The organism is Neokomagataea tanensis (genome assembly GCF_006542335.1).
Classification (GTDB): domain Bacteria; phylum Pseudomonadota; class Alphaproteobacteria; order Acetobacterales; family Acetobacteraceae; genus Gluconobacter; species Gluconobacter tanensis.
The window spans coordinates 1361403-1382154 of the sequence record NZ_CP032485.1; the positions used below are offsets into that span (position 1 = coordinate 1361403).

Here is a 20752-nt window from a genome sequence, read left to right on the forward strand (position 1 = left end):
CAGCGCGTTGCTAGGTCGTGAGATACGCACCATACGCCTCGTTCTGACGCCGATAACGTGGCGTGATCTTGAGGATGTGGTTGACCTAAAAGGAAATGCAGGGGCCTTTGGCCGCATGCTTGGGGGGGTGCGCGACCGCTTGCAGGCAGAGCGTGAAATGGCAGAGGATATTGCCTTTTGGGCGCGGCGTGGTGTCGGAATTTTTGCCATTCGTGAGGATGGACGTTTTGTCGGTATTACGGGGGTGCACGAGCGCCCCGACGGGCGAGGGCTCGGCCTACGCTTCGCGTTGTATCCTTGGGCTGGTGGTCGTGGACTTGGGCGGGAGGCTGCCGGTGCCGCACTGCGTTTTGTTTTAGATGCTGGCGTGACGCATGTCGTTGCTGTGGCGCGCGAGGATAACTGGCCGTCTCGGGTTGTGCTGGGCAGTATTGGTATGCACCAAGCCGAAACTTTCGTACGTGATGGCTACACAATGCTACTCTATGAGGTGTCGGCTCCTCCGAGGGATGACCAATAAAGCTTGTTTAAATAAAGAAGCTACTTATTGTCGCTGAGCATATTTGAATTCGTGAGCGATAATAATGGAATTAACATTTTTACAAGTAGATGTTTTTGCCGGTGCGGCATTTAAGGGGAATCCCTTGGCGGTAGTGGTGGGGGCGGATGATGTGTCTGATGCCCAAATGGCGCAGATCGCAAATTGGACGAACCTCAGCGAAACAACGTTTTTGCTCAAACCATCCCGCGTGGGCGCGGATTACCGTGTGCGTATCTTTACTCCTGAAAGAGAATTGCCTTTTGCGGGGCATCCTACTTTGGGTAGTGCGCATGTTTGGCGCGCCTTGGGCGGTGTGCCGCAGGGCAAAATGCTTGTGCAGGAGTGTGGCGTCGGGCTCGTAACACTCAAAGAGCAGGACGGGAGCTTTGCGTTTGCGGCTCCTCCCTGTCAGCGGACTGGGGCTGCGAGTGATGCGGAAGGTGCACGCGTTGCGAAGGCTCTGAATATCGACCAGCGTGATATCGTAGCAGCGCAGTGGACAGATAATGGGCCAGGCTGGCTGTCGGTACTTTTACAAGACCGAGCATCGGTGCTCGCATTGCGTCCCGACTGGAGCGTTTGGGGAGATTTAAAAGTAGGCGTAGCTGGGCCATGGGACCCCGTGCATGACGGGATGGATGCGCAATTTGAGGTCCGTGCTTTTGTGGGCAGTGCCGAGCAAGGCTACGAGGATCCGGTTACTGGGAGTTTGAACGCTGGCTTAGCGCAGTGGTTAATCGGGAGTGGTCGGGCACCAAGTCAGTACGTGGCACGACAAGGTACCGTTCTGAATCGGCTTGGTTGTGTCATGGTCGAACAAAACGGTGATGACATTTGGATAGGTGGAAAAGTCGAGACACGTATTCAGGGTGTTGTTACGATATAAAAAAAGCCCCAGCATTGCGCTGGGGCTTTTTTGCGCCATCAGTGATGGTGTGCGAGTTGCCGCTCTAGAGCGGTGTTCAGCGCATCAACATCTCCGCCGTGGCGGGAGAGATAGGAGCTGTAGTCTCCGCGTTGGTTCATGCGGAGGCTTGCGCCTTCGCCAAACATATCAACAACCTTTGGTGGGTTGCCGGAAATGATGAGCTGCATGTTCACTTCTGGCTGGCCGGGACGGTCGATCAGCGCCTTAACCCGCTCACCGTCTGGTGTAGGGGTGGAGCTGACGATGTGGAAGCTCACCCCTTGGTAGTTACCGATTTGGTCGGTAACCGTGTTGACCAGAACCTGATCAAACAAGGAAATGTATTTTTGCTGTTGCGCGGGCGTGGCGGTGTGCCAGTAGCGTCCCAAGCAGTAGCGCCCGATACCTTCAATATCGAGGTTTTGTTGCAGCAAAGGCAGAACTTGCTGCTTTTTGGCATCCAGTGACTGGCCGGAATTGACGATTCCTACCAGCTTGCTGCCAAAATTATTGACAAAGTCAGTAGCCGGGCTGGCATGTGCGGCGCCTGTGCTGAGCGCGGTCACTGCAGCAAGACCGAGAAGAGTGCGGCGTGATAAAGCTTTGAACATCGTGATTATCCTCGGTTTCGTGGGGCGGGAGGTCAATCAATGGTACCAGTCAGGTGTAGTAGCGCGGTGGTCTGCGTTTAGTGTTTCGATTTGGCTCTGACGGTTTTGCTGCCAAGCACTGCGAATGTAGGAATAGGGGTCTAAGCTATCCTGTTCGACATGATCTATTTGATCCGTGCTTTCTGCAAGCCCATCCATTGTACCAAGAATATTGTAAGCCCAGTTGAAAGTTAAAAGGCCATAACCCCTTGGTACGTAATTAATTGGTGACAGACCTTGGGCGATGACGTAGCCGCCAGCATCGCGGAAGCTGGAAGGGCCGACGAGTGGGATAAAGAGGTATGGCCCACTGGAAACACCCCAATTGGCGAGGGTCATGCCGGGGTCAGACTCATGCTGCGGGTATCCGACCAGACTTGCCACGTCGAACAATCCTGCGACGCCTGCACTCATATTGATGGTGAAGCGCATGAAGGAGTCACCTGCGCGGCGGGGTTTGCCAGCGCCGACATCGGAGAAGAAGACTGCAGGTTCACGCCAGGTCTGATTAAGATTGTCGATGCTGTCCCGTACGGGGCGCGGCACAGCCCATATCCACGCCTTACTGATCGGGCGCAGGGCTTTGTGGTAGGCCCACATTTGGACGTCATACATCTTGCGGTTTACAGGTTCGTACGGGTCATTGGCTGCTTTATAGTCAGCAAGGTCGTCCGGATCTGTTGGGGGAGGGTTGCTCAAGGAACTGCATGCTGTGAGGGAAAACAGCGCCAATGTCCCTGCTATCCATCGTTTTGTGGCGAAAAAAGATGGCTTCCCGATGCACCGGAGCAGTCGAATGTTCATAAACCAATCCTCGAATACCTTGCTGCGGCGCTGCTCACAAAGACTTTACCTAGTAACTGAAAATTGTGTGCAACGCCTGAAAGACGCCTGAAACATCCCTCAAAGGTGATGTGCAGACAATCTCCAATTCCGCAGTTAACCGCGGGTAAAAGCTCTTTTAGAGTATCTGACATGATTATGCACCCCTCGGCGGGAGCCGAAGCTTTCACTTGTAATTGTTGGATCAATAGCGGTTAACAGCCCTAAAAGATGCACTTCATGCTTTGACTGAATAGAGAATTTTAGCGCAGTGTTGCGTGAACTCAACACGGGGAATGGCGTGTATGCTTGCTTCTAATCTACGCAAAATGTCACTTTTGGCATCAGTTGGTTTGTTTACTGTTGGTGTTGGACACGCAGTTGCTGCCCCTACTGTATCTTCCGCACCGTGGGGTACGACGCCTAACGGTAAGGCTGTAAAAATTCTAACCCTTAAAAATGATCACGCTGTTACGGTTCGTATCATTACATATGGCGGTATTATTCAATCTGTTGAGACACCAGACCGCAACGGCCATGTACAAGATGTCGTTTTAGGCTTTGACACCCTGAAAGGCTATACGGTTGATAGTGCTCAAGGTGGGTTGTTCTTCGGGGCGGTAATTGGCCGCTACGCGAACCGTTTGGCCAAGGGTAATTTCCCTGTTGAAGGTAAAGAGTACCACACGGACGTTACGGCTCCGCCGAATGCGTTGCATGGTGGCAAGCGCGGTTTTGATAAGCAGGTTTGGACGCTGGAGAAGAGTGGCGTAGGCGCTGAAGGCGCGTATGTTACGCTCAAACTGGTTAGCCCGAATGGTGATCAAGGCTTCCCCGGGACATTGACGACGCATCTTACCTATACGCTGGGGAATGATGACGAGTTGAGCCTGCACTACGTCGCAACAACAGATGCGCCAACCGTGCTTAACCTGACAAACCATTCCTATTGGAACTTGAATGGTGAAGGCAGTGGCAGCATTGAGCCTGAAGTGCTGCAAATCAATGCAGATTCCTTCACGCCGACGGATGCAACATCCATTCCTACGGGTCAGGTTGCTCCTGTAGCGGGGACACCGTTTGACTTCACCAAACCTACGGTTATTGGCGATCGTCTGCGCAGCAATGATCCGCAGATGATGTATGCGCGTGGCTATGACATTAACTGGGTTGTTAATGGTGCTTACGGTCAAGCGCCCCGTTTGGCCGGTAAGGTTTATGACCCGCGTTCAGGCCGTAGCATGGAAGTGCTAACGAGCCAGCCTGGCCTTCAGGTTTATACATCAAATTCTCTGAATGGTGGCTATGCTGGTATTTCCGGGCATGCTTACCGTCAAGGGGATGCTGTAGCATTCGAGGCTGAGCACTATCCTGATAGCCCAAACCACCCTTCATTCCCAACCACGGAACTGAAGCCGGGCGAGACATTTGATTACACGACGATCTTCAAGTTCTCGAACAAATAACAGAACAAAAGGGCGGCTCAACCTTGAGCCGCCCTTTTTAAATTGCGGGCCTTATATTAGCCAATACGGCGGCCTTCATGCACGCCGTAGAAAATGAAGTGCAAGAAGAGATCACCCTCATAGGCAGCTAAGTCGGGGTTTGCTGCGCGATAAGTATGAGGGTTGAAGAAACGATTGGGAGCGCGCATTTCGCGGAAGCCAATTTCTCGGTAGTGCGTCGCTGCATCTATGCCTGCGGCTGCAACGTCAGGGTACTCGCGCTCGTACCATGAGCGGTCAAAGATGCACGCCATGTCCTGTATGCACAGGCTAGGCTCGTTTGCAGGCGGTTCTGCTTGCGGCAAAGACGTGTCTTCGGGGGGCTCTGCAACTAGCGCATCGGTTTGAGTATCGTCAGGCATAGTTTGGCTAATCTCCGGTTTTTTCTTCGGGGCGCGTTTGCTTGGACGAGTGGATAACTTCTTGGCAGAGCTTTGTGTCATACTCTCTCTAATTTTTGTCTGTTAGAAAGATCAGTTTGGAACGTATAAAAGTCTTTCGTCTTGTCTTGCGGAAACTATGGCTTATTATTTGATAATTAGGCAATCATTTGTTTCATTCGAATTATTAAATAATTTCGTTCTTGTCGTTATTATGTCGGATAATACGTGCAGGGTTTCCAACGGCAGTTGAACCTGCGGGAATATTTTCCAACACAACAGATGCTGCGCCAATGCGCGCGTGTTCACCAATAGTGATGCGGCCTAAAATTTTTGCGCCTGCGCCGATCATTGCGCCTTGGCGCACAATAGGATGACGGTCGCCGCTGAGCTTTCCTGTCCCACCTAAAGTAACGCTTTGAAATAGCGCGACATCGTCTTCAATAATGCAGGTTTCACCAATCACAATACCAGTACCGTGATCGAAGCTTACACGCTGCCCAATACGCGCTGCGGGGTGAATATCAATGGCAAAAAGCTCGTTGCAGCGGCTTTGGATATGATAGGCGAGATGCTTTCGGTCTTGGTGCCATAGAGAGTTAGCAACCCGGTATGCTTGCAGCGCCTGCCACCCTTTGAAAAACAGGAAAGGGGTAACAAGGTCGGTACATGCCGGGTCACGCTCCTGAATGGCAAGAATATCTGCGGCAGCTTCATGCGGTATTGCAGGGTTGTCGGCAAAAATAGCTGTGACTAGGCGGGTCAGGGTTGTCGCGGGGATAGAGCGATCGGCAAGCTTAGTGCCTATCAAGGACGCTAAAGCCGAAGGGAAGCTCGCGTGGTCGCCAATATTTGTGGCGTATACGTCTTGGATAAGAGGGTCGTTGCAGCTGCAAGCCTGGGTCTGCATTGTTAGCCATAACGCGGTAAGATCGGGTCGTAGTGTCATAGTCCCATTGCTCGGCGGACGAAGGCTTTACGTAAAGCGGGAAGGCGGTGGACGCCTGAAATGCCAATATCTCTTATGCGGCGCAGTAAAGGGTTATCATTGCTGAAGAGCCTTTCCAAAACGTCAGTTGCGGCGAACATGGCCATGTTCGCGGGGCGTGTTCTGCGCTGATAGAGTTGCAGCAAGGAGGCTGCGCCGAGGTCCTGCGCGTTTTGGTGAGCACTTATGAGGATATCGGACAGAGCGATGACGTCTTTGAAGCCGATATTGAGCCCCTGACCAGCAATTGGGTGGATACCATGTGCGGCATCCCCGACCAGAGCGAGACGGTGGGAGATATAAGTTTGCGCATATTGAGCGCTGAGCGGGTAAAGCCAGCGGCGGCCAATCGGGGTTATTTCTCCTAAGTCCTCATCTCCCATTCGCGCTTTGATTTCCCGAGCGAAAACATCGTCAGGAAAGGCGTGGGAGCGTTGCGCGCGGCCTTCTCCTTCGGCCCAGACAATGGCTGAGCGGTTTGGATGTTCGGCCGTGCCGGGCATAGGCAGACGTGCAAAGGGCCCTTGAGGAAGGAAATGCTCTAAAGCGACCCCGTTATGGGGGCGTTCATGGGCAATGGTCGCGACAATACCGTATTGATGGTAAGGAATTTTGGTAATTCCGATGCGGGCCTGTTCTCGGAGTGGCGAGCGGCGCCCTTCAGCCGCGACGATAAGTTTAGCTGAAGCCTTCGTGCCGGAAGCGAGGTGAATTTCGACATGATCATCGGCAAAAACGAAGCGACCCGTATTGGGAGCTTCCACGGTAATGTTTTCTGCGGTGAGAAGAGTGTGATTCAGCGCGAGGCGTAGGTCACGTGCTTCGGCCATCCAGCCAAAGGGTTGGCCCGAGGGGGCATCATCAATACCGAAATGCAGGAAAAGGGGGGATGCTTTTTCGTATGGGCGTCCGTCGGAAACGCGGATCCCTCGGATGGGTTGAGAGGTGCCCGGTAAATTAGCCCAGACGCCGGCCTCTTCCAAAAGGCGGCGTGGGCCTTCGGCAATGGCGTAGGCGCGCCCGTCGAGGGACGGATCTTCGAGGCCAGGCAGGGCCGCGCGGTCAATTAATAAAACGCGCAATCCTGCGGCAGAAAGGCGACAGGCAAGAGTAGCGCCTACGGGGCCAGCCCCATTGATGCAAACGTCATAGCGTGTGTTCGCCATTCTTTTTTGTCCCTCTGCGTGTAGGCTCATTATGTAATCGCCCTCCAGTCCTACTCCTGCGGTAGCGGAAGAGAAAGGGGGGCGTGCGCATGTGAGGGGTGCGGTTTAATTTTTGAGGATAGTTTATTGTATAAAACGCGCAGCTATGCGTGAATCTGCTCTTGTCGAAAACGTTGTGTTAGTGGCACGATTAATGAGCAACCAGCCTCGGCTCACTGTTCTAAAACCGAACGGGCTATGAGGTTAAAAATCGGCAATTACGCCGAAAAGATTGAGGACAGCCCTGCCGTGAAGCTTGTTACCGCGATCATCAAACCATTTAAGCTCGACGATATTCGTGAAGCCCTGACGCCGCTGGGAATTCAAGGCTTAACCGTTACGGAAGTTAAGGGTTTTGGCCGGCAAAAAGGCCAGACTGAAATTTACCGTGGTGCGGAATACCATGTGAGCTTTCTGCCAAAGCTGAAAATTGAAATTGTTGTTTCCGATACGGTTGTGCAAGACGTCGTCGAGATTATTCGCGATGCGGCTCATACTGGTAAAATCGGTGACGGGAAGATTTTTGTTTCCCCAATTGATGAAATCATCCGTATTCGTACGGGAGAAACTGGCGAAAGCGCACTTTAAAAGGCAGAAAACAGCCTTTTATCGGGAACAATTTCATGCGTAGAGTGCTTGTGGCCTTTGACGGAAAAGGAAAGTCCACCATGACGCTTTATCGTATGATGTCTCGTTTTGCGCTTGTTGCGCTGCCTGCTGCGGTTATGTCTGCTGGTGTGGCCTCTGCCGCATCAGCGGGCGGTTTGAGCGGAAGTGAATGCCATTCGGCTTTTCAATCAGCCAAAACCAGCGGAACGCTCCAAGGACAAAATTATTTAGCTTTTAAAGCGTCGCATTGCGCGGCGGGTGCAGCTCCGGCTGCTACAAGCCAACCGGCGGCGTCAGCGCCTGAAGCGCCCGCAGAGACAAAAACGTCTGCGGCTCAGCCTTCCTCAAGCAGCGCCGCAAGCTCCAAGCCAGCCAAGCAGACAAGTAGTGTCGTGCAAACAGGTGGCAATGCGGTTTTCCCGAATGCGATTGCACCGCAATTTGCAAAGCTTTCAGCGGGTAAAGCACGTTTGAAGACCTGCGCCGCGCAATATCAGGCAAATAAAGCCAATGGCGGTAATGCTGGCATGACGTGGATTTCAAAGGGCGGCGGGTACTGGTCCGCTTGTAACGCACATCTGAAGGGCTGAACTGGACCTGCTAGCAGGTGTGATTTCGGCTATATGTCTTTGACATAATGCAGCGCCTCCCCCCTCAATTCAGCAACGAGGAGGGAGGCGTTTTGGTATGGGTTTACAGGGTTACGTTCTGTAGAACCTGGAAGCCTTCAAACGTTGGGCCGCCGATTGTTAGCTTCTTGCCTTCACCAGCAGAAGCATGTGCCTGGCGGAACTGGTCAGAGCGTGTCCACGCCATGAAAGCGTCATAGGATTCCCAGACAGTGTGGGAAACGTAGAGGTTGAACTCTTCGTTCTTTGGGCCTTCCAGAAACTGGAATGACACGAAGCCGGGGACGGTCTTGAGCAGAACTTCGCGGTCCAGCCAGCGGCTTTTAAAAGCTTCCACGCAATCAGGGGCGACTTTGAAGCGGTTCATTGCGATGTACATGGTGGTTTTTCTCCGATGTGAGGTGCTGTGAAGTGCACGTCGTGTGGGATGATAAAGGGTCGCTGCGTTGCGGTGTGAGTGCGGACCCTCGGTGATTTGAGGCCGAAAACGTCTTTGAGCATTTCAGGCGTTAAAACATGGCAGGCTGCTCCCTGTAGGTGGATACGGCCGGCGTTGAGTACAATGATGTGATCGGAGCAAGCGGCTGCCCAGTTAAGATCGTGCAAGACGATCAAGCAGGTGCCTCCGCGTTTTGTGTGATCACGTGCCAATTCCAAAATCTGCTCTTGGCGTGCAGGGTCTTGCGCGGAAATTGGCTCATCTAAGAGCAAAAGGCCGGGTTGTCCGTGTTGGAGCCCAGCCTCCAGCTGAACGAGCACGCGTGCTAGGTGCGCGCGTTGTCGTTCTCCGCCGGATAAAGAGGTTATTTCACGCTGAGCGAAGGCTCCAAGGCCAACGCGCTGCAACTGTGCTGCAACGAGTGAGAGACGTCTCTGGCGCGGGAGATGGTGCACGCTCATTCCGGCAATGTCCTCAACGGTGAAGCGGACTTGCGCAGATGTTTCTTGGCTCAGCATTGCGCGGCGGAGCGCCAGACGCTCCGGGCTTAGTTGATCAATCGGAAGGCTATCGAGGGTTACAGCCCCAGCACTAGCGGGCAGGAGGCCACTCGCTACACGCAGCAATGTGCTTTTGCCAGCACCGTTGGGGCCAATGATTGTAACGATTTCGCCCGGATGTATTTCAAAAGAAACGTCGTCCAGCAGGGCAGTTCCGCGCGTGCTGTACGAGACGTTTTGGAGCTTGAGTGTCATGGCGCGGCCTCAGACGGGCGCGACTTCGATAAGAGCCACGTAAAGACTGGTGCGCCAATCGCGGCCGTTACCACTCCGACAGGGACATCGGCTGGAATAGCGATTGTACGGGCAAACGTATCTGCCACTTGTAGGAAAATGGCCCCGAGGATCGCGCTGCCGGGCAAAACGATTCTGTGGTCAGGCCCTGTTACCAAGCGGATAAGATGGGGGATGATAACGCCGATAAAACCAATAACGCCGACAAAAGAGACGACAGGCCCAACAGCTAAGGCCACGGCTAAGATGGCTATGCGTTTCGTGCGTTCTACGCGAAAGCCCATTAAGGCAGCGTCGGCCTCTCCCAGCAGCAGAGCATTAAGGGGGAGGCGTATGGTGGCAAACAGAATGCCTGCGACCACCAAAAAAGGAATCAAAATTTCAACACGGGTCCAATCGGCACCGGACAGGCTTCCCATTGTCCAAAAGGTCAAATCGCGCAGGGCAGTATCGTTTGCGCGGAAAACCAAAATACCGGTCATGGAACCTGCAAATGCCCCAAGAGCAATGCCCGCGAGAATAACCATGCTGGTCGATGTTTTGCCACCATGTGTCGCGAAGCGGTACAGGATCAGGGTGGCGCATAATCCACCTGCCATGCCGCCCATTGGTACAGCCCATGCAGCGATGGCTGTTGAGCCTAAAACAATTGCCAGCGCTGCGCCGAGCGCAGCCCCTGAGGAGATGCCGATTAAGCCCGGATCAGCCAAGGGGTTGCGGAACAGCCCCTGCATGACGGCACCTGAAACAGCGAGTGCTGCACCGGTTAGTGTTGCAAGCACAATGCGCGGCGCGCGGATTTCGGTAAGGACAAGCCAACCTGTGCTGTCATGCGGCAGCCCGAAGCCCAATGCGCCCGTGCAAAGGGCCAAGCAACTTGAAAGAACAAGGAGTCCCGCCAAGACTAATCCCCACTGTCTGACGGAAAAAAGCATTGGTTTCACTGAGGGGTAACGGTCGCAATTTGGTGCGCGAGATCAAGCGCAGCATCAGGCGTACGTGGGCCAAAACCGAGGAGGCGCTCGCCCTCCATAGCGATTATGGCTTTATGCTGACCGGCAGGCGTAAGGGAGAAGCCGGTATCTGCCAGCAACGCGGGACGTATGCTGTCAATATCTTGACCCATGGTCAAAATGATATCGGGTTGCAAACCAATCAGGGCTTCATCATCGACGACTTTATAGCCGTGCATTGAGGCCCCAGCATTGACGGCTCCGGCCAAGCGGATGACCGCGTCAGCGGCTGTTCCACTTCCGGCGACCATAGGGTGGCCGTTCGTCATACGCATGACGAAGAGTACTCGTCTGTTGATGGGGTGTGCCTCACGCCAGATTGCGAGTTCACGGAATTGGTTTTGTATTTCTGCCGAGAGTGCATCGCCCTCTTTTTCTGCGCCGATGAGTTTTGCCAAAAAGCGCGTGCGCCCGATGATGGCTTCGGGAGAGGGGGTCGCGTCAACGAATACGATGGGTATGCGCGATGCAATAAGTTGCGACATGGCAGCAGCCGGGCCTGCATCGTTCATTGCCAAGATCAGATCTGGTTGAAGGGCTATGACACCCTCTGCGGAGATCATCCGCATGTAGCCCATGTTCTTCTTGTCGTGCAGGGCTTCGGCGGGACGGGTGGATGTACTGTCGACGGCGATGATTCTGTCTGCGGCACCTAGTGCGTACAGGGTCTCAGTAATCGTGCCGCCAATGCAGGCGATTCTTTGGGCTTTGATGGCTGGGACGGCGCGGTTGCGCGCATCTGTCAGCGAGGATGTGCTTTCGCCAGCCATGTGGCTGCCCGACGCGTGGGCTGAACGCGTTGCCGCAAACGTACCAAAAGCCGCGCCAAGAAGGGTCAGAGCTGCTTCTCTGCGGGAAATTGTATGTGAAGGCATGGGTCATCCTTTTCAGAGCCATCTGAGGATGGCTGATTAAATGAGAATAATTATCATTGCAAGTGCAACTTGTTCGCATTAAGTGGACGAATCATTGATATCTGCTGTCTGGGAATTAACCATTATGCCCCGCGTGAACCGCGTCCTTGGGTGTGCTGCTGCCGCCTTTGCTCTTTCCGCCTCCTCAGCTTTGGCATCGTCTTTAACGACTGATGCTACGTCATCCGTAAAACACGATACTGCTGTGAGCTTGGGTAAAGTCACGGTGCATGCTCAGGCTGTTGCGCCTGTTGTTCCGCAATCGACGTACCATCAATCCCGCAGTGATCTTCATCGCGTCCAACCGACCGAGCCTTACGAGATTTTGACGGGTGTGCCGGGCGTTTACTTCCAAAATGACGGGACACCTGCACTGGCGATTTCCATGCGTGGCATGCAGGATTTTGGCCGGGTAAACGTCATGATCGACGGTGCGCGCCAAAATTTCCAAGAGAGTGGCCACGGCGCGGATGGCAGTGTTTATGTTGATCCCGCTTTGCTGGCTGGGATGGATGTGCAGCGCGGAACGGTTGCGACGGCCGATGGTGCCGGTGCAATCGCTGGTGTGATGAACCTGCATACTCTGGACGTAAACGACATTGTTGAGGCTGGTAAACGTTACGGCGTGCAAGCGCGCGTTTTAGGCGGCACCAATAATTACGACGGTTCAGGCATGGTTGGTGCAGGAGCGCGGGTGAATGATTGGCTCGCAGTTGCTGCCGCGTTCTCCATGCGTAGCTCAGGCGATTATGAAGACGGTAACGGCAACCGCGTTGCGCGCACGTTCCAGCGCCTGCAATCTGGCCTGTTCAAAGTTGATATTACACCGGGTATTGATCAGACCCTAAAGCTCGGAACGGTTATTTATCACAACCAATTTGGTGTTGGTGCAAGCAGCGTTGCAACGGCCAATGCTGTGCAAAATAACACAGGGAACATTGAGTACCGTTTTACGCCGCATGATAACCCCCTGATTGCTCTGCATGTTAAGGGTTATGTCGTTAGCACCGGAATGGACAATTACACGCCATCCTTCCGTGCCTTGACGGTCGCAGCTGCGAACCTGACGAAGTATAATCTGACGACATTGGGTTTTGAGGCGGATAATACCTCGCTGCTGCGCGCCGGGCCAGTAAATATCGCGCTGAACTACGGCGGTGAGTACTACCACGACCGTGTAAAAACCAGAGATCAAACCGGTTATACAGGTGCGACGCCAAGTGGTGGACGTGGTGTAGGCTCGGCATTTACGCAAGCAACATTTGGCTGGAAGATTGTCCAACTAACGGGTGCGTTGCGCTATGATGCTTACCGCTTGTCGGGCGGTGGAGTAAACGAAGCGTCAGCGTTTACGGGCGTGCCGGTTGGCAGCTTCTACTTCAAGAAGCGCGCGGATGCTGTAAACCCGAAGGTTACGCTTGCCGTAAATCCGCTTAAAGGCCTGCAGGTATACGCAAATTATGGTTTGGGTTTCCGCCCGCCAGCTACGACCGAGACGCTTTATGCGGGCTCCCATCCCGGGCTTGGTTTCTTGAAGTTTGTACCTAACCCCAATCTGAACCCTGAGCGGACATATGGTTGGGAAGTCGGCAGCAAGCTGCATTACGCAGATGTCTTGATAAACCACGACACGTTGAACGTGACGGCTGATTACTTCAATACGCGTATCAAGGACTACATTGCTCAGACGTTGGTAATCGGCGCGCCTATTGGCCGCTCTTACATCCCGACCTATGGTTATTTCTTCAAAAACCTGAGCGGCAACACGTATACGAGCGGCTTTGAGAGTTCTGTGAAGTATGACACGGATCGTTTCTTTACGTCTTTGTCCTATACGAACACCACCACAAAGCTGCCTTCTGCGGATTACACAGGGTACAGCCAAATGGTTACAACGCCGCCGCGCTCAGTGCTGAATGGAACGATGGGGCTGCACTTCTGGGATAAGAAGGTTACCATTGGTGCGCGTATTCGTGCTGCGTCTCAGACGTCAGGTCAGCCAAATACGACGACCAAGATTGCGACGATGCGCTCTGGCTATGTTGTGTTTGACGCATTTGGTGACTGGCAGATCACGAAGATGGTTGACATGTCTTTGAGTGCGAGCAACATCACGAATCGTCAGTATTACTCAAGCGCATTGGCTGCTGTGCCGAACCAAGGCTTGACGGTTATTGGCGGCTTGAATTTTGCTTTGTCGCGCTAATCGTATTTTCAAGGTGCCTCCTTCTACGATGTGAGAAAGAGGCATAGTTACTGTTTGGAGCAGTTCATCAGAGTTCTGGTGAACTGCTTTTTTGTTTCAGGCTCAGTTGGAGTTGGCCCGTGGGTGGGCCTTCCGCCAGACGTCCAGCAGGTGTTTTTCGTCGGCTAAAGTGTACGCTTGAGTTGTTGAGAGGCTGGCATGCCCCATGAGTTCCTGAATGGCACGAAGGTCAGCGCCACCTTCCAGCAGATGTGTTGCGAAGGAATGGCGCAAAGCATGTGGGGTAGCGGAATCAGGAAGGCCCTCTGCTTTGCGCCATTCGCGCATGGAGCGTTGTGCAACGCCGGGGTTTAGGCGTCCGCCACGAATGCCGCAGAAAAGTGGTGCGTCTGGCGATGGGGAGGGATGTGCGCTGCGCCATTTTTCAAGGGCTGTTTGTACGGCCGGGAGGAGAGGGACAAGGCGTTCTTTGCCGCCTTTGCCTCGGACCATAATAGTATCCGCCCCGGTACGACCAATATCATTTATATTGAGCGAGAGAGCTTCACCGATCCGCAATCCAGTACCGTAGAGGAGGGTAAAGAGCGCTTGATCTCTCAGAGCGGCTTGATGGGTTGGTGCGTCATCCGCAATGGCAGTAGTGGCGGTAAGTGCCTGTTCTTGCCCAAGAGGACGTGGGAGACGTTTTTTACGGCGAGGTGTGGCGAGGAGGCTGGCGTTTGGGTTGGTAACGCCATGCCGCAAGCTCAAATATTTGAAAAAAGACCGTAGAGCGGAAAGACGACGCGCACGGGAGCGGGCGCGGCCATCGGCATTGCTTGCTCGCCTTGTGGGTTTTTCGCTGCGTTTGGTTTCAAAGGCAAGCCACGCTCGGAGGTCGGCCAGAGAGAGCGTATTGATGTGAGAGAGTGTTAAGTCTCCGCCCAAATGTTCCCTCAGGAATGCAAAGGCAAGGCTCATATCGTGTTGATAAGCTTCAACGGTTCGCGGGCTGGACCGTCGTTCATGGGTGAGCCATTCAAGCCAGTCGGAGAGGACAGTTTCGGCAGATTTGTAGTTGGTCATCTCTCATAGCCTTTCAGAGAGAAGCAGGTTACACAGAGATTATGGCACCAGAAAGCCTTTCTCCACAGAAACAATCGGCCGAAACTTCTACGCATGATGGGCGTGTACCGGTATTATTGCCGCTCCCTTTTGCTGGGGCGTTTGAATATCGCAGCGCTATTGCGCTCCAACCCGGGGATATTGTGGCGGTCCCTCTAGGGCGCAAAGACATTTTTGGGTGCGTGTGGGACCGGGAGAGTACGGTGCCCGCTTATATGGCGCCGCCTCCCGTTCCACCTGTTGATGAGCGGCGTTTAAAAGCTGTTATTCGGCGCCTAGAGGTTAGTCCTTTACCGCAAGAGTTGCGGCATTTTATTGAATGGGTGGCAGCTTATACGTTGAACCCACCCGGTCTTGTGTTGGCCACGGCGCTGAAGCAGCACACACAGTTGCCACCGAAAGCTGTTCTGGGTTGGGTGCGAACCGAGAAGCCGTTAGACGATGTGCGTCTGACGCCGGCACGGCAGTCTGTGTTGCAGGCATTAGGTGATGAGCCCAAATCATCGGCGTTTTTAGCGCATGAAAGTGGCGCGAGTACTGCTGTCATCCGTGGTTTGGCTGGTACTGGTTTAATAAAAGAAGCACCGCTTCTTGTGGGGGCGAGTTTTGCTCAGCCCCAGCCCGATTACGCTCAGCCTGCTCTCTCAGAAGAGCAAGAGGATGTTGCGCAAGGCCTTCGATCAATGGTCGCGGCCGAGCGTTTTGCAGTGGCGCTGCTAGAAGGCGTGACGGGCTCGGGTAAAACAGAAGTCTATTTTGAAGCGGTCGCTGCGTGTTTAAGGCGTGGGCAGCAAGTATTGGTTTTGTTGCCTGAGATTGCACTTTCGACGCAATGGACGGAGCGTTTTAGGCGTCGTTTTGGAGTTGAGCCTGCTCTTTGGCATTCAGATTTAGGACAAAAACGACGGCGTGAAACATGGTTCGCGGTTGCGGACGGCTCAGCCAAAGTTATTGTCGGGGCGCGTTCTGCACTTTTTCTACCCTTCGAAACGATCGGCTTGATTATCGTCGATGAAGAGCACGAAACATCGTTCAAGCAAGAAGAAGGTGTGACTTATCACGGGCGTGATATGGCCGTAGTGCGGGGAAGGCTCGCAAAAGCTCCTGTAATTCTCGTATCTGCCACGCCGTCTTTGGAGACATTGGCAAATGCGGACGCTGGGCGTTACCAACATTTTTTACTGACATCGCGCCATGGTGGAGCGCGTTTGCCTGATGTGACATTGTTGGACCTGCGGGAAGATGGCCCTGCACGGGGCCAGTTTTTGGCTCCCCGTTTATGTGCTGCGGTGAAAGAAACGTTGGCTGCCGGAGAGCAGGCAATGTTGTTTTTAAATCGCAGGGGGTACGCGCCTTTAACGCTCTGCCGGACTTGCGGACACCGTATGCAATGCCCGAATTGCACGACTTGGTTGGTGGAGCACCGTAACAGGGGTATTTTGACCTGCCACCATTGCGGGCACACAGAAGGCATCCCTAAAGCCTGCCCAGAATGTGACCAAGAGGAAACGCTTGTCCCAATTGGGCCGGGTATTGAGCGGGTTACTGAAGAGGCGCGCGAGTGCTTCCCCGAGGCCCGCATTTTAGTGATGTCGTCTGATACGCTGGGATCGGCCGCGGCGACAGCCGAGGCTGTCAGGCAGATCACCGACGGGGAAGTCGATCTTATTATTGGCACGCAAATCGTTGCAAAAGGCTGGCATTTTCCTCGGCTCACGCTGGTGGGCGTTGTTGACTCAGATTTGGGGCTTGGCGGTGGGGATTTGCGTGCTGCAGAGCGGACAGTGCAGCTGTTGCATCAGGTGGCGGGGCGTGCAGGGCGGGCGGAACGACCGGGGCGTGTGATGTTGCAGAGTTATGTGACCGAGCACCCTGTCATGGAAGCATTGGCATCCCACGATTTTGAGGCTTTTATCGAGCAGGAGACTGCACAAAGAAAACCCGGATTTTGGCCGCCTTATGGTCGGTTGGCCGCGCTTATCATCAGTGCGGATAGTGCTGATGTCGCTGATAGTCTGGCGGCGGAGATTGCGCGAGTGGCACCCGTACAAGATGGGATACAGGTACTCGGCCCTGCGCCAGCCCCGCTATCGGTGTTGCGTGGTCGGCATCGTAGGCGTTTATTGCTTAAAACGGTACGAGGGTTGGCAGTGCAGCCAATAGTCAGGGACTGGCTTTCGCATGTAAAAGCCAAAGGAAGCGCACGTATTGATGTAGATGTTGATCCAATATCTTTTCTATGAAAAGTGGGTAGTGATTTTCATTCAAGAAGCAGGATAATTCGTGGCAGAAGAAAATTTCTCAATATTATATGATGATGAATATTTAAGAGTAATATTCCTCGAGCAACAAAACGATAGTGAAGAACTGATCATCACGTTCGGTGACATGTTGCTGGAAGCAGAGGGCTATTGTTTTTTTGCGGACCAGCCCCTGAGAAAATTAAAATTACCAGCTATTGGTTTCGTCGCGAAAGAAGCACACTGGTACCAAAGGTCCAGTATGCTTGCCGCGTACAAAGTTCTGATGCCTATTTTAGGCCGATTTTCGAGGCGGATATTATATGGCGGCTCGATGGGGGGCTATGCTGCAATTAAATTTTCAAAGTTATTCGCTGCCACGCATGTTGTAGCTTTATGCCCGCAATGGTCGATTGATCCCGCAGAGTGGCCCGGAGAGCGGGCGGGTTGGGAAGGAAATTTCAGAGACTACATGCAGGGTATGAGCATAAAGGCGGGAGACGTAAGCGGAGATATTTACGTTTTTGCGGATAAGTTTGACGATAAAGACTACAGGCATTTTCTTAAGATTAAAAACAGTATTGAGCATGTAAATTTTGTGAACGTGCCTTTCGTTGGGCATCATGTCACGGGAGTTTTTGCGGGGACATCAAAGCTGCAGGAACTCTTTTACGCATGTGTGCATAATGACATGCGTGGATTATATCTTTTCTCCAGAAATACGAGAAAATCTTTCGGGTTTTACGCGCAAACTGTGCAGGATTTGGCGCTGGACAGATTTCCCAATCTTTTCGCAAAGAGAGTCATAGCTGCACAATCTCCTCCTGGAGATGTGAGAATTATGCCGAGAATTGTCTCCACTCTGAAAGACAATAATCGTGCTGGGGATGCCAAGGCGCTTGTTGATCAATGCTTTGCACGCCTTCATATTGGGGACAGTAGCGGCTCTATTCTTTTCATGTGCTGTGTCATGTTGGGCGAACAGGTTGTGCTCGTTGGGCATCACGGAAAGGTTTTGGCCGTTGATGCGGCGTCGATGCAGCTCATCCAAGTGGATAGGAATTACCGGCCGTGGCAATTTCCGATTTGTGTAAATCCGCGTACGACCAGCCATATTTGGACTGTGCAGCAAGAGCATAATATCTTTATCGAAGCATGTGTAGATAATCGTGTCTCGCTTGGTTATGGGACTACACGAGACACGATGGAAGTTGAGCTGGTACCGTGTGGTCGTGGCCGCTTTTACGTCAAAAATAACGGGCGTTATTTATGCGCTGAGCCTGATGGCAAGGTGATGCTGAACAGGCCTGATGCTCAGGCATGGGAAGAATTCCATTTTGAAGTTTTGTGAGTGAAAAGACTTCAAAATCGAAAGACCAAGTTGGATTGAAAGAAGCTGCCGGATTGCGCGCCGGCATTACGCAGACTTTTCGATGCTATAAAGCGGCTCCCGATCAGCTGCCACGAGAGGTGGCGTTGTAACTGGATGAGCAAGAATGCTTGCGGTTCAATACCTACAAAACTCCCCCGATAGGGGCGGCTGAATGTATAGGGGCCCGACGAATTCCAAATGGCCCCATTCGTGTTCTGGCGCCACAGCAAAGGAGCTTTGAATCTTAGTGAGGCATAACCGTGGAAAGGGGTGACGCTTAGAATCGGCGATAGAGAAATGAGGTTAGATGGTTGCAGGTAGGTCGTCGGGTCTGAGTAAGTGGTTTGTGGGTTGTAGGGGGCCATGTAGGTATGCAGGGTAGCGTTGCGGCCGTCTGCACCGCCGGAGTAAATATCGAACTGCGCACCGATGAAAGGATGCAGCGGGGATGGCGTGTGTCGGTAGCCTGCAATGGTGTTCACTGCCCATGCGGAGACGTCGCTTGAGGAAGCGTTGTTTGTGTATTGGAACGACCCGTTTTGATATAATCCGCCGAACGAAAACTCGAAATCGCGTGCAGTGCCGTACCACCTGATGCCGATGTTCCCGCGGGATGAAGTCCCTTTGAGAGTGGTGCTGCCGCTGGGGACGACCGAGAGGCTGGATGAATAGCGGTAGCGTAGATAAAAAAGATCGAAAAAAGAGTGTACCTGCTGTGAGCCGATGACAAAATCGGGGACAACTGCCGTTCCGTCGACGCCGTAAAGTCGGGTTCCCCAATCAATCGTGTCATGAAACATTTTGTTCGGGTTGGTATTGGTTTGCGCAAAGCTGAAGGTATCTAGGCGAAACTTCGGCCAGATGGCGTATATCCGCGTTCCATTCCATGAGAGAGGCACGTTTGGCGTTTCACGATTGTAGAGAATGTAAGAAGGTGCATCGAGAAATTGTTGTCGGCCAACCATTAAGCCTGTCCGTGCCCCTGCGATTTGGCCTTTGAGTTCAATGAAAGCCTGTTGCGCGTCCAGCCTTTTGCGGAATGTTTGATTATAGCCAAAGCCTGCCCAGCCAGCAGCATTTGCGTTAATAAGTTGTCCGAAGAGCCGTACATGCTCACCGAGATGTAAATCTGCCCCGAGAAGGTTTCTCACAGTAAAACGACCAGAGGGAGCGTTACCGCGCCGCCCTAGAAATGGCGCTTCTTCAGACCAGTTTCTGAGGCGTGTTTCGCCGGAGAGCGTGAGCCATATGGTTTTTTGCTGGTTTAGCGCAATAAATTTGAGCGGATCTAGGAGGTCGTCTGATTTTTTAGGGTTGCGTAAATCGCTCCAGTCTTCCGCCCATGGTGCGGGTCCGTACCGCCCGACGGGGCCAAAACCCGCAGCTTCCCCCGTTCCATAGTTAAATGCGCCCCACGGGCCTTGATGCCCCTGTGTTGGTCTGTTGAGGCTGGGCAGAATGCGGCGCGGTTGGCCGACGAAGCCAGCATGCGGGTAGTTCTGAATTGGCGGTCGGTCGGTTGTGGTGTTGGGGATCCACGTCGGATTTTTGGGCGTCCGTGCGTCCGGTGTTGCTTCTGGTGCGGCTGAAAGCGGCGTTGTCGTAAAGCTGTACAGGCCTGCAAACGCGAAAAAGAGCGCTGGGAAACCACTATTTAAGCGCGCAGGCACCATGGAATTGCTTTCTGGAAATTTACGGATAGAAAGAATAAAAGGATTAGATACGATTATAGAATGTTGTTAATATTTCAATACGAAATTCATTCTACATACAGGAAAAAATATAACGAATTGTCTCGGTTATTAATCGTCGGTTTCTATGGTGGTTTGCCCGCGTGTCATATCTCTGATTTCGTTAATAATCTGCGTGCTTGATGCCTCGGGGACCATAAGAGAGAGCTGCACACCGTCGGCATCAAAATGTGAGTCTGATTTTTGTGCGCCCCAAACTGGAAAACGCGCTTCGAGGCGTGAAAAAATAGAAAATGGGCAGTGAAAATGTAGCGCCTGCATTGCTATGCGCTCTGATTTTGGGGCGTCGCGTAAGCATGCGGCAGCTGCGCCACCATAAGCGCGGACCAGCCCTCCGGCACCAAGTTTGACGCCGCCAAACCATCTGATGACCACGACCATAACATTGTCAAAATCCTGCCCATCAATAGCGGCCAGTATAGGTCTGCCCGCAGTGCCTGACGGCTCCCCGTCATCGTTGGAACGGAAACGTTGGCCAATGCGGAAGGCCCAGCAGTTATGTGTTGCGTCTGGGACGGCTACATTTTGGAGAAACGTCATTGCTGCAGCTTCATCGGCAACAGGGGCGGCGTAAGTTTGAAAAACGCTGTTGCGAATAACGGAGCGGTGCTCGGCAGGGGCGTCTAGGGTCCAAGTCATGGCGAGAGTGTGCCTGAACTGAGGTTGGATGTCAGGAGGGCGCA

The 20752-nt window shown here is 53.2% G+C and carries 20 protein-coding genes; 8 read left to right on the forward strand and 12 right to left on the reverse strand.

Annotation, left to right across the window (positions count from 1 at the left end; genetic code table 11):
* Nucleotides 1–7: 7 nt before the first annotated feature.
* Complete coding sequence (locus D5366_RS06280) at nt 8–520, forward strand: GNAT family N-acetyltransferase (RefSeq protein ID WP_141492743.1); 513 nt, start codon at nt 8–10, stop codon at nt 518–520.
* 64 nt (nt 521–584) lie between these two features.
* Nucleotides 585–1427, forward strand: a complete 843-nt coding sequence (locus D5366_RS06285) for a PhzF family phenazine biosynthesis protein (protein ID WP_205839570.1) — start codon at nt 585–587, stop codon at nt 1425–1427.
* A gap of 38 nt (nt 1428–1465) precedes the next feature.
* Here the strand turns inward: D5366_RS06285 and D5366_RS06290 are convergent, their stop codons facing one another.
* Nucleotides 1466–2059 carry an MlaC/ttg2D family ABC transporter substrate-binding protein gene (locus D5366_RS06290; RefSeq protein ID WP_141492745.1) on the reverse strand — a complete coding sequence of 198 codons (594 nt, stop codon included), beginning with the start codon at nt 2057–2059 and terminating at the stop codon, nt 1466–1468.
* Between the two features lie 36 nt (nt 2060–2095).
* A complete protein-coding gene (locus tag D5366_RS06295; protein ID WP_141492746.1) occupies nt 2096–2902 on the reverse strand; it encodes an MlaA family lipoprotein in 807 nt (268 codons plus the stop codon).
* A 314-nt stretch (nt 2903–3216) separates the two neighbouring features.
* On the opposite strand from D5366_RS06295, the gene D5366_RS06300 reads away from it, so the two are divergent.
* Nucleotides 3217–4386, forward strand: a complete 1170-nt coding sequence (locus tag D5366_RS06300) for an aldose epimerase family protein (RefSeq protein ID WP_373317514.1) — start codon at nt 3217–3219, stop codon at nt 4384–4386.
* A 56-nt stretch (nt 4387–4442) separates the two neighbouring features.
* On the opposite strand, the gene D5366_RS06305 is transcribed toward D5366_RS06300, so the two are convergent.
* The 3 genes from D5366_RS06305 to D5366_RS06315 form a co-directional block, all read right to left on the reverse strand.
* On the reverse strand, nt 4443–4787 hold the full coding sequence (locus D5366_RS06305; RefSeq protein WP_240775190.1) for a hypothetical protein: 345 nt from the start codon (nt 4785–4787) through the stop codon (nt 4443–4445).
* Nucleotides 4788–4992: 205 nt separating this feature from the next.
* Nucleotides 4993–5754, reverse strand: a complete 762-nt coding sequence (cysE, locus tag D5366_RS06310; protein WP_141492749.1) for a serine O-acetyltransferase — start codon at nt 5752–5754, stop codon at nt 4993–4995.
* Nucleotides 5751–6989: a UbiH/UbiF/VisC/COQ6 family ubiquinone biosynthesis hydroxylase gene (locus D5366_RS06315; protein ID WP_240775191.1), complete on the reverse strand. Its 1239-nt coding sequence runs from the start codon at nt 6987–6989 to the stop codon at nt 5751–5753. The genes cysE and D5366_RS06315 overlap by 4 nt, the downstream gene beginning before the upstream one ends.
* Before the next feature lie 258 nt (nt 6990–7247).
* Here D5366_RS06315 and D5366_RS06320 point away from each other — a divergent pair, with 258 nt between their 5' ends.
* Both D5366_RS06320 and D5366_RS06325 read left to right on the forward strand, forming a co-directional pair.
* Nucleotides 7248–7586, forward strand: coding sequence for a P-II family nitrogen regulator (locus D5366_RS06320; RefSeq protein WP_141492750.1), 339 nt, complete (start codon nt 7248–7250; stop codon nt 7584–7586).
* Nucleotides 7587–7666: 80 nt separating this feature from the next.
* On the forward strand, nt 7667–8197 hold the full coding sequence (locus tag D5366_RS06325; protein WP_240775192.1) for a hypothetical protein: 531 nt from the start codon (nt 7667–7669) through the stop codon (nt 8195–8197).
* A 103-nt stretch (nt 8198–8300) separates the two neighbouring features.
* On the opposite strand, the gene D5366_RS06330 is transcribed toward D5366_RS06325, so the two are convergent.
* The 4 genes from D5366_RS06330 to D5366_RS06345 are packed head-to-tail and all read right to left on the reverse strand — an operon-like array spanning nt 8301 to nt 11357.
* Entirely contained in the window at nt 8301–8615 is a 315-nt protein-coding gene (locus tag D5366_RS06330) for an antibiotic biosynthesis monooxygenase family protein (protein ID WP_141492751.1), read from the reverse strand.
* Nucleotides 8600–9430 (reverse strand): heme ABC transporter ATP-binding protein, encoded by an 831-nt coding sequence (locus tag D5366_RS06335; RefSeq protein ID WP_141492752.1) that lies wholly within the window; start codon nt 9428–9430, stop codon nt 8600–8602. Before D5366_RS06335 ends, D5366_RS06330 begins: the two co-directional genes overlap by 16 nt.
* Nucleotides 9427–10371, reverse strand: a complete 945-nt coding sequence (locus D5366_RS06340) for a FecCD family ABC transporter permease (protein ID WP_373317524.1) — start codon at nt 10369–10371, stop codon at nt 9427–9429. The genes D5366_RS06335 and D5366_RS06340 overlap by 4 nt, the downstream gene beginning before the upstream one ends.
* 38 nt (nt 10372–10409) lie before the next feature.
* Nucleotides 10410–11357, reverse strand: coding sequence for a heme/hemin ABC transporter substrate-binding protein (locus D5366_RS06345; protein WP_240775193.1), 948 nt, complete (start codon nt 11355–11357; stop codon nt 10410–10412).
* 124 nt (nt 11358–11481) lie between these two features.
* Between D5366_RS06345 and D5366_RS06350 the strand changes: the two genes are divergently transcribed.
* Entirely contained in the window at nt 11482–13602 is a 2121-nt protein-coding gene (locus D5366_RS06350; protein WP_141492754.1) for a TonB-dependent receptor domain-containing protein, read from the forward strand.
* Between the two features lie 102 nt (nt 13603–13704).
* On the opposite strand, the gene D5366_RS06355 is transcribed toward D5366_RS06350, so the two are convergent.
* Nucleotides 13705–14667: a tyrosine recombinase XerC gene (locus tag D5366_RS06355; RefSeq protein WP_141492755.1), complete on the reverse strand. Its 963-nt coding sequence runs from the start codon at nt 14665–14667 to the stop codon at nt 13705–13707.
* Nucleotides 14668–14708: 41 nt separating this feature from the next.
* Between D5366_RS06355 and D5366_RS06360 the strand changes: the two genes are divergently transcribed.
* Both D5366_RS06360 and D5366_RS06365 read left to right on the forward strand, forming a co-directional pair.
* Nucleotides 14709–16949, forward strand: a complete 2241-nt coding sequence (locus tag D5366_RS06360; protein ID WP_141492756.1) for a primosomal protein N' — start codon at nt 14709–14711, stop codon at nt 16947–16949.
* A gap of 40 nt (nt 16950–16989) precedes the next feature.
* Complete coding sequence (locus D5366_RS06365) at nt 16990–18297, forward strand: fascin domain-containing protein (protein WP_141492757.1); 1308 nt, start codon at nt 16990–16992, stop codon at nt 18295–18297.
* 11 nt (nt 18298–18308) lie between these two features.
* Here D5366_RS06365 and D5366_RS06370 read toward each other — a convergent pair whose 3' ends face one another.
* Nucleotides 18309–19991, reverse strand: a complete 1683-nt coding sequence (locus D5366_RS06370) for an alginate export family protein (protein WP_141492758.1) — start codon at nt 19989–19991, stop codon at nt 18309–18311.
* A 129-nt stretch (nt 19992–20120) separates the two neighbouring features.
* Nucleotides 20121–20708, reverse strand: a complete 588-nt coding sequence (locus tag D5366_RS06375) for an IMPACT family protein (protein ID WP_141492759.1) — start codon at nt 20706–20708, stop codon at nt 20121–20123.
* Nucleotides 20709–20752 lie beyond the last annotated feature (44 nt).

What these genes read in the sequence shown, in the direction of transcription:
- D5366_RS06350 (WP_141492754.1), top strand. Translation starts at nt 11,482, where the DNA reads ATGCCCCGCGTGAACCGCGTCCTTGGGTGTGCTGCTGCCGCCTTTGCT.
- D5366_RS06315 (WP_240775191.1), bottom strand. Translation starts at nt 6,989, where the DNA reads ATGAGCCTACACGCAGAGGGACAAAAAAGAATGGCGAACACACGCTAT.
- D5366_RS06335 (WP_141492752.1), bottom strand. Translation starts at nt 9,430, where the DNA reads ATGACACTCAAGCTCCAAAACGTCTCGTACAGCACGCGCGGAACTGCC.
- D5366_RS06305 (WP_240775190.1), bottom strand. Translation starts at nt 4,787, where the DNA reads ATGCCTGACGATACTCAAACCGATGCGCTAGTTGCAGAGCCCCCCGAA.
- D5366_RS06355 (WP_141492755.1), bottom strand. Translation starts at nt 14,667, where the DNA reads ATGACCAACTACAAATCTGCCGAAACTGTCCTCTCCGACTGGCTTGAA.
- D5366_RS06360 (WP_141492756.1), top strand. Translation starts at nt 14,709, where the DNA reads ATGGCACCAGAAAGCCTTTCTCCACAGAAACAATCGGCCGAAACTTCT.
- D5366_RS06295 (WP_141492746.1), bottom strand. Translation starts at nt 2,902, where the DNA reads ATGAACATTCGACTGCTCCGGTGCATCGGGAAGCCATCTTTTTTCGCC.
- D5366_RS06285 (WP_205839570.1), top strand. Translation starts at nt 585, where the DNA reads ATGGAATTAACATTTTTACAAGTAGATGTTTTTGCCGGTGCGGCATTT.
- D5366_RS06330 (WP_141492751.1), bottom strand. Translation starts at nt 8,615, where the DNA reads ATGTACATCGCAATGAACCGCTTCAAAGTCGCCCCTGATTGCGTGGAA.
- D5366_RS06300 (WP_373317514.1), top strand. Translation starts at nt 3,217, where the DNA reads ATGGCGTGTATGCTTGCTTCTAATCTACGCAAAATGTCACTTTTGGCA.
- D5366_RS06290 (WP_141492745.1), bottom strand. Translation starts at nt 2,059, where the DNA reads ATGTTCAAAGCTTTATCACGCCGCACTCTTCTCGGTCTTGCTGCAGTG.
- D5366_RS06345 (WP_240775193.1), bottom strand. Translation starts at nt 11,357, where the DNA reads ATGCCTTCACATACAATTTCCCGCAGAGAAGCAGCTCTGACCCTTCTT.
- cysE (WP_141492749.1), bottom strand. Translation starts at nt 5,754, where the DNA reads ATGACACTACGACCCGATCTTACCGCGTTATGGCTAACAATGCAGACC.
- D5366_RS06375 (WP_141492759.1), bottom strand. Translation starts at nt 20,708, where the DNA reads ATGACTTGGACCCTAGACGCCCCTGCCGAGCACCGCTCCGTTATTCGC.
- D5366_RS06325 (WP_240775192.1), top strand. Translation starts at nt 7,667, where the DNA reads ATGACGCTTTATCGTATGATGTCTCGTTTTGCGCTTGTTGCGCTGCCT.
- D5366_RS06370 (WP_141492758.1), bottom strand. Translation starts at nt 19,991, where the DNA reads ATGGTGCCTGCGCGCTTAAATAGTGGTTTCCCAGCGCTCTTTTTCGCG.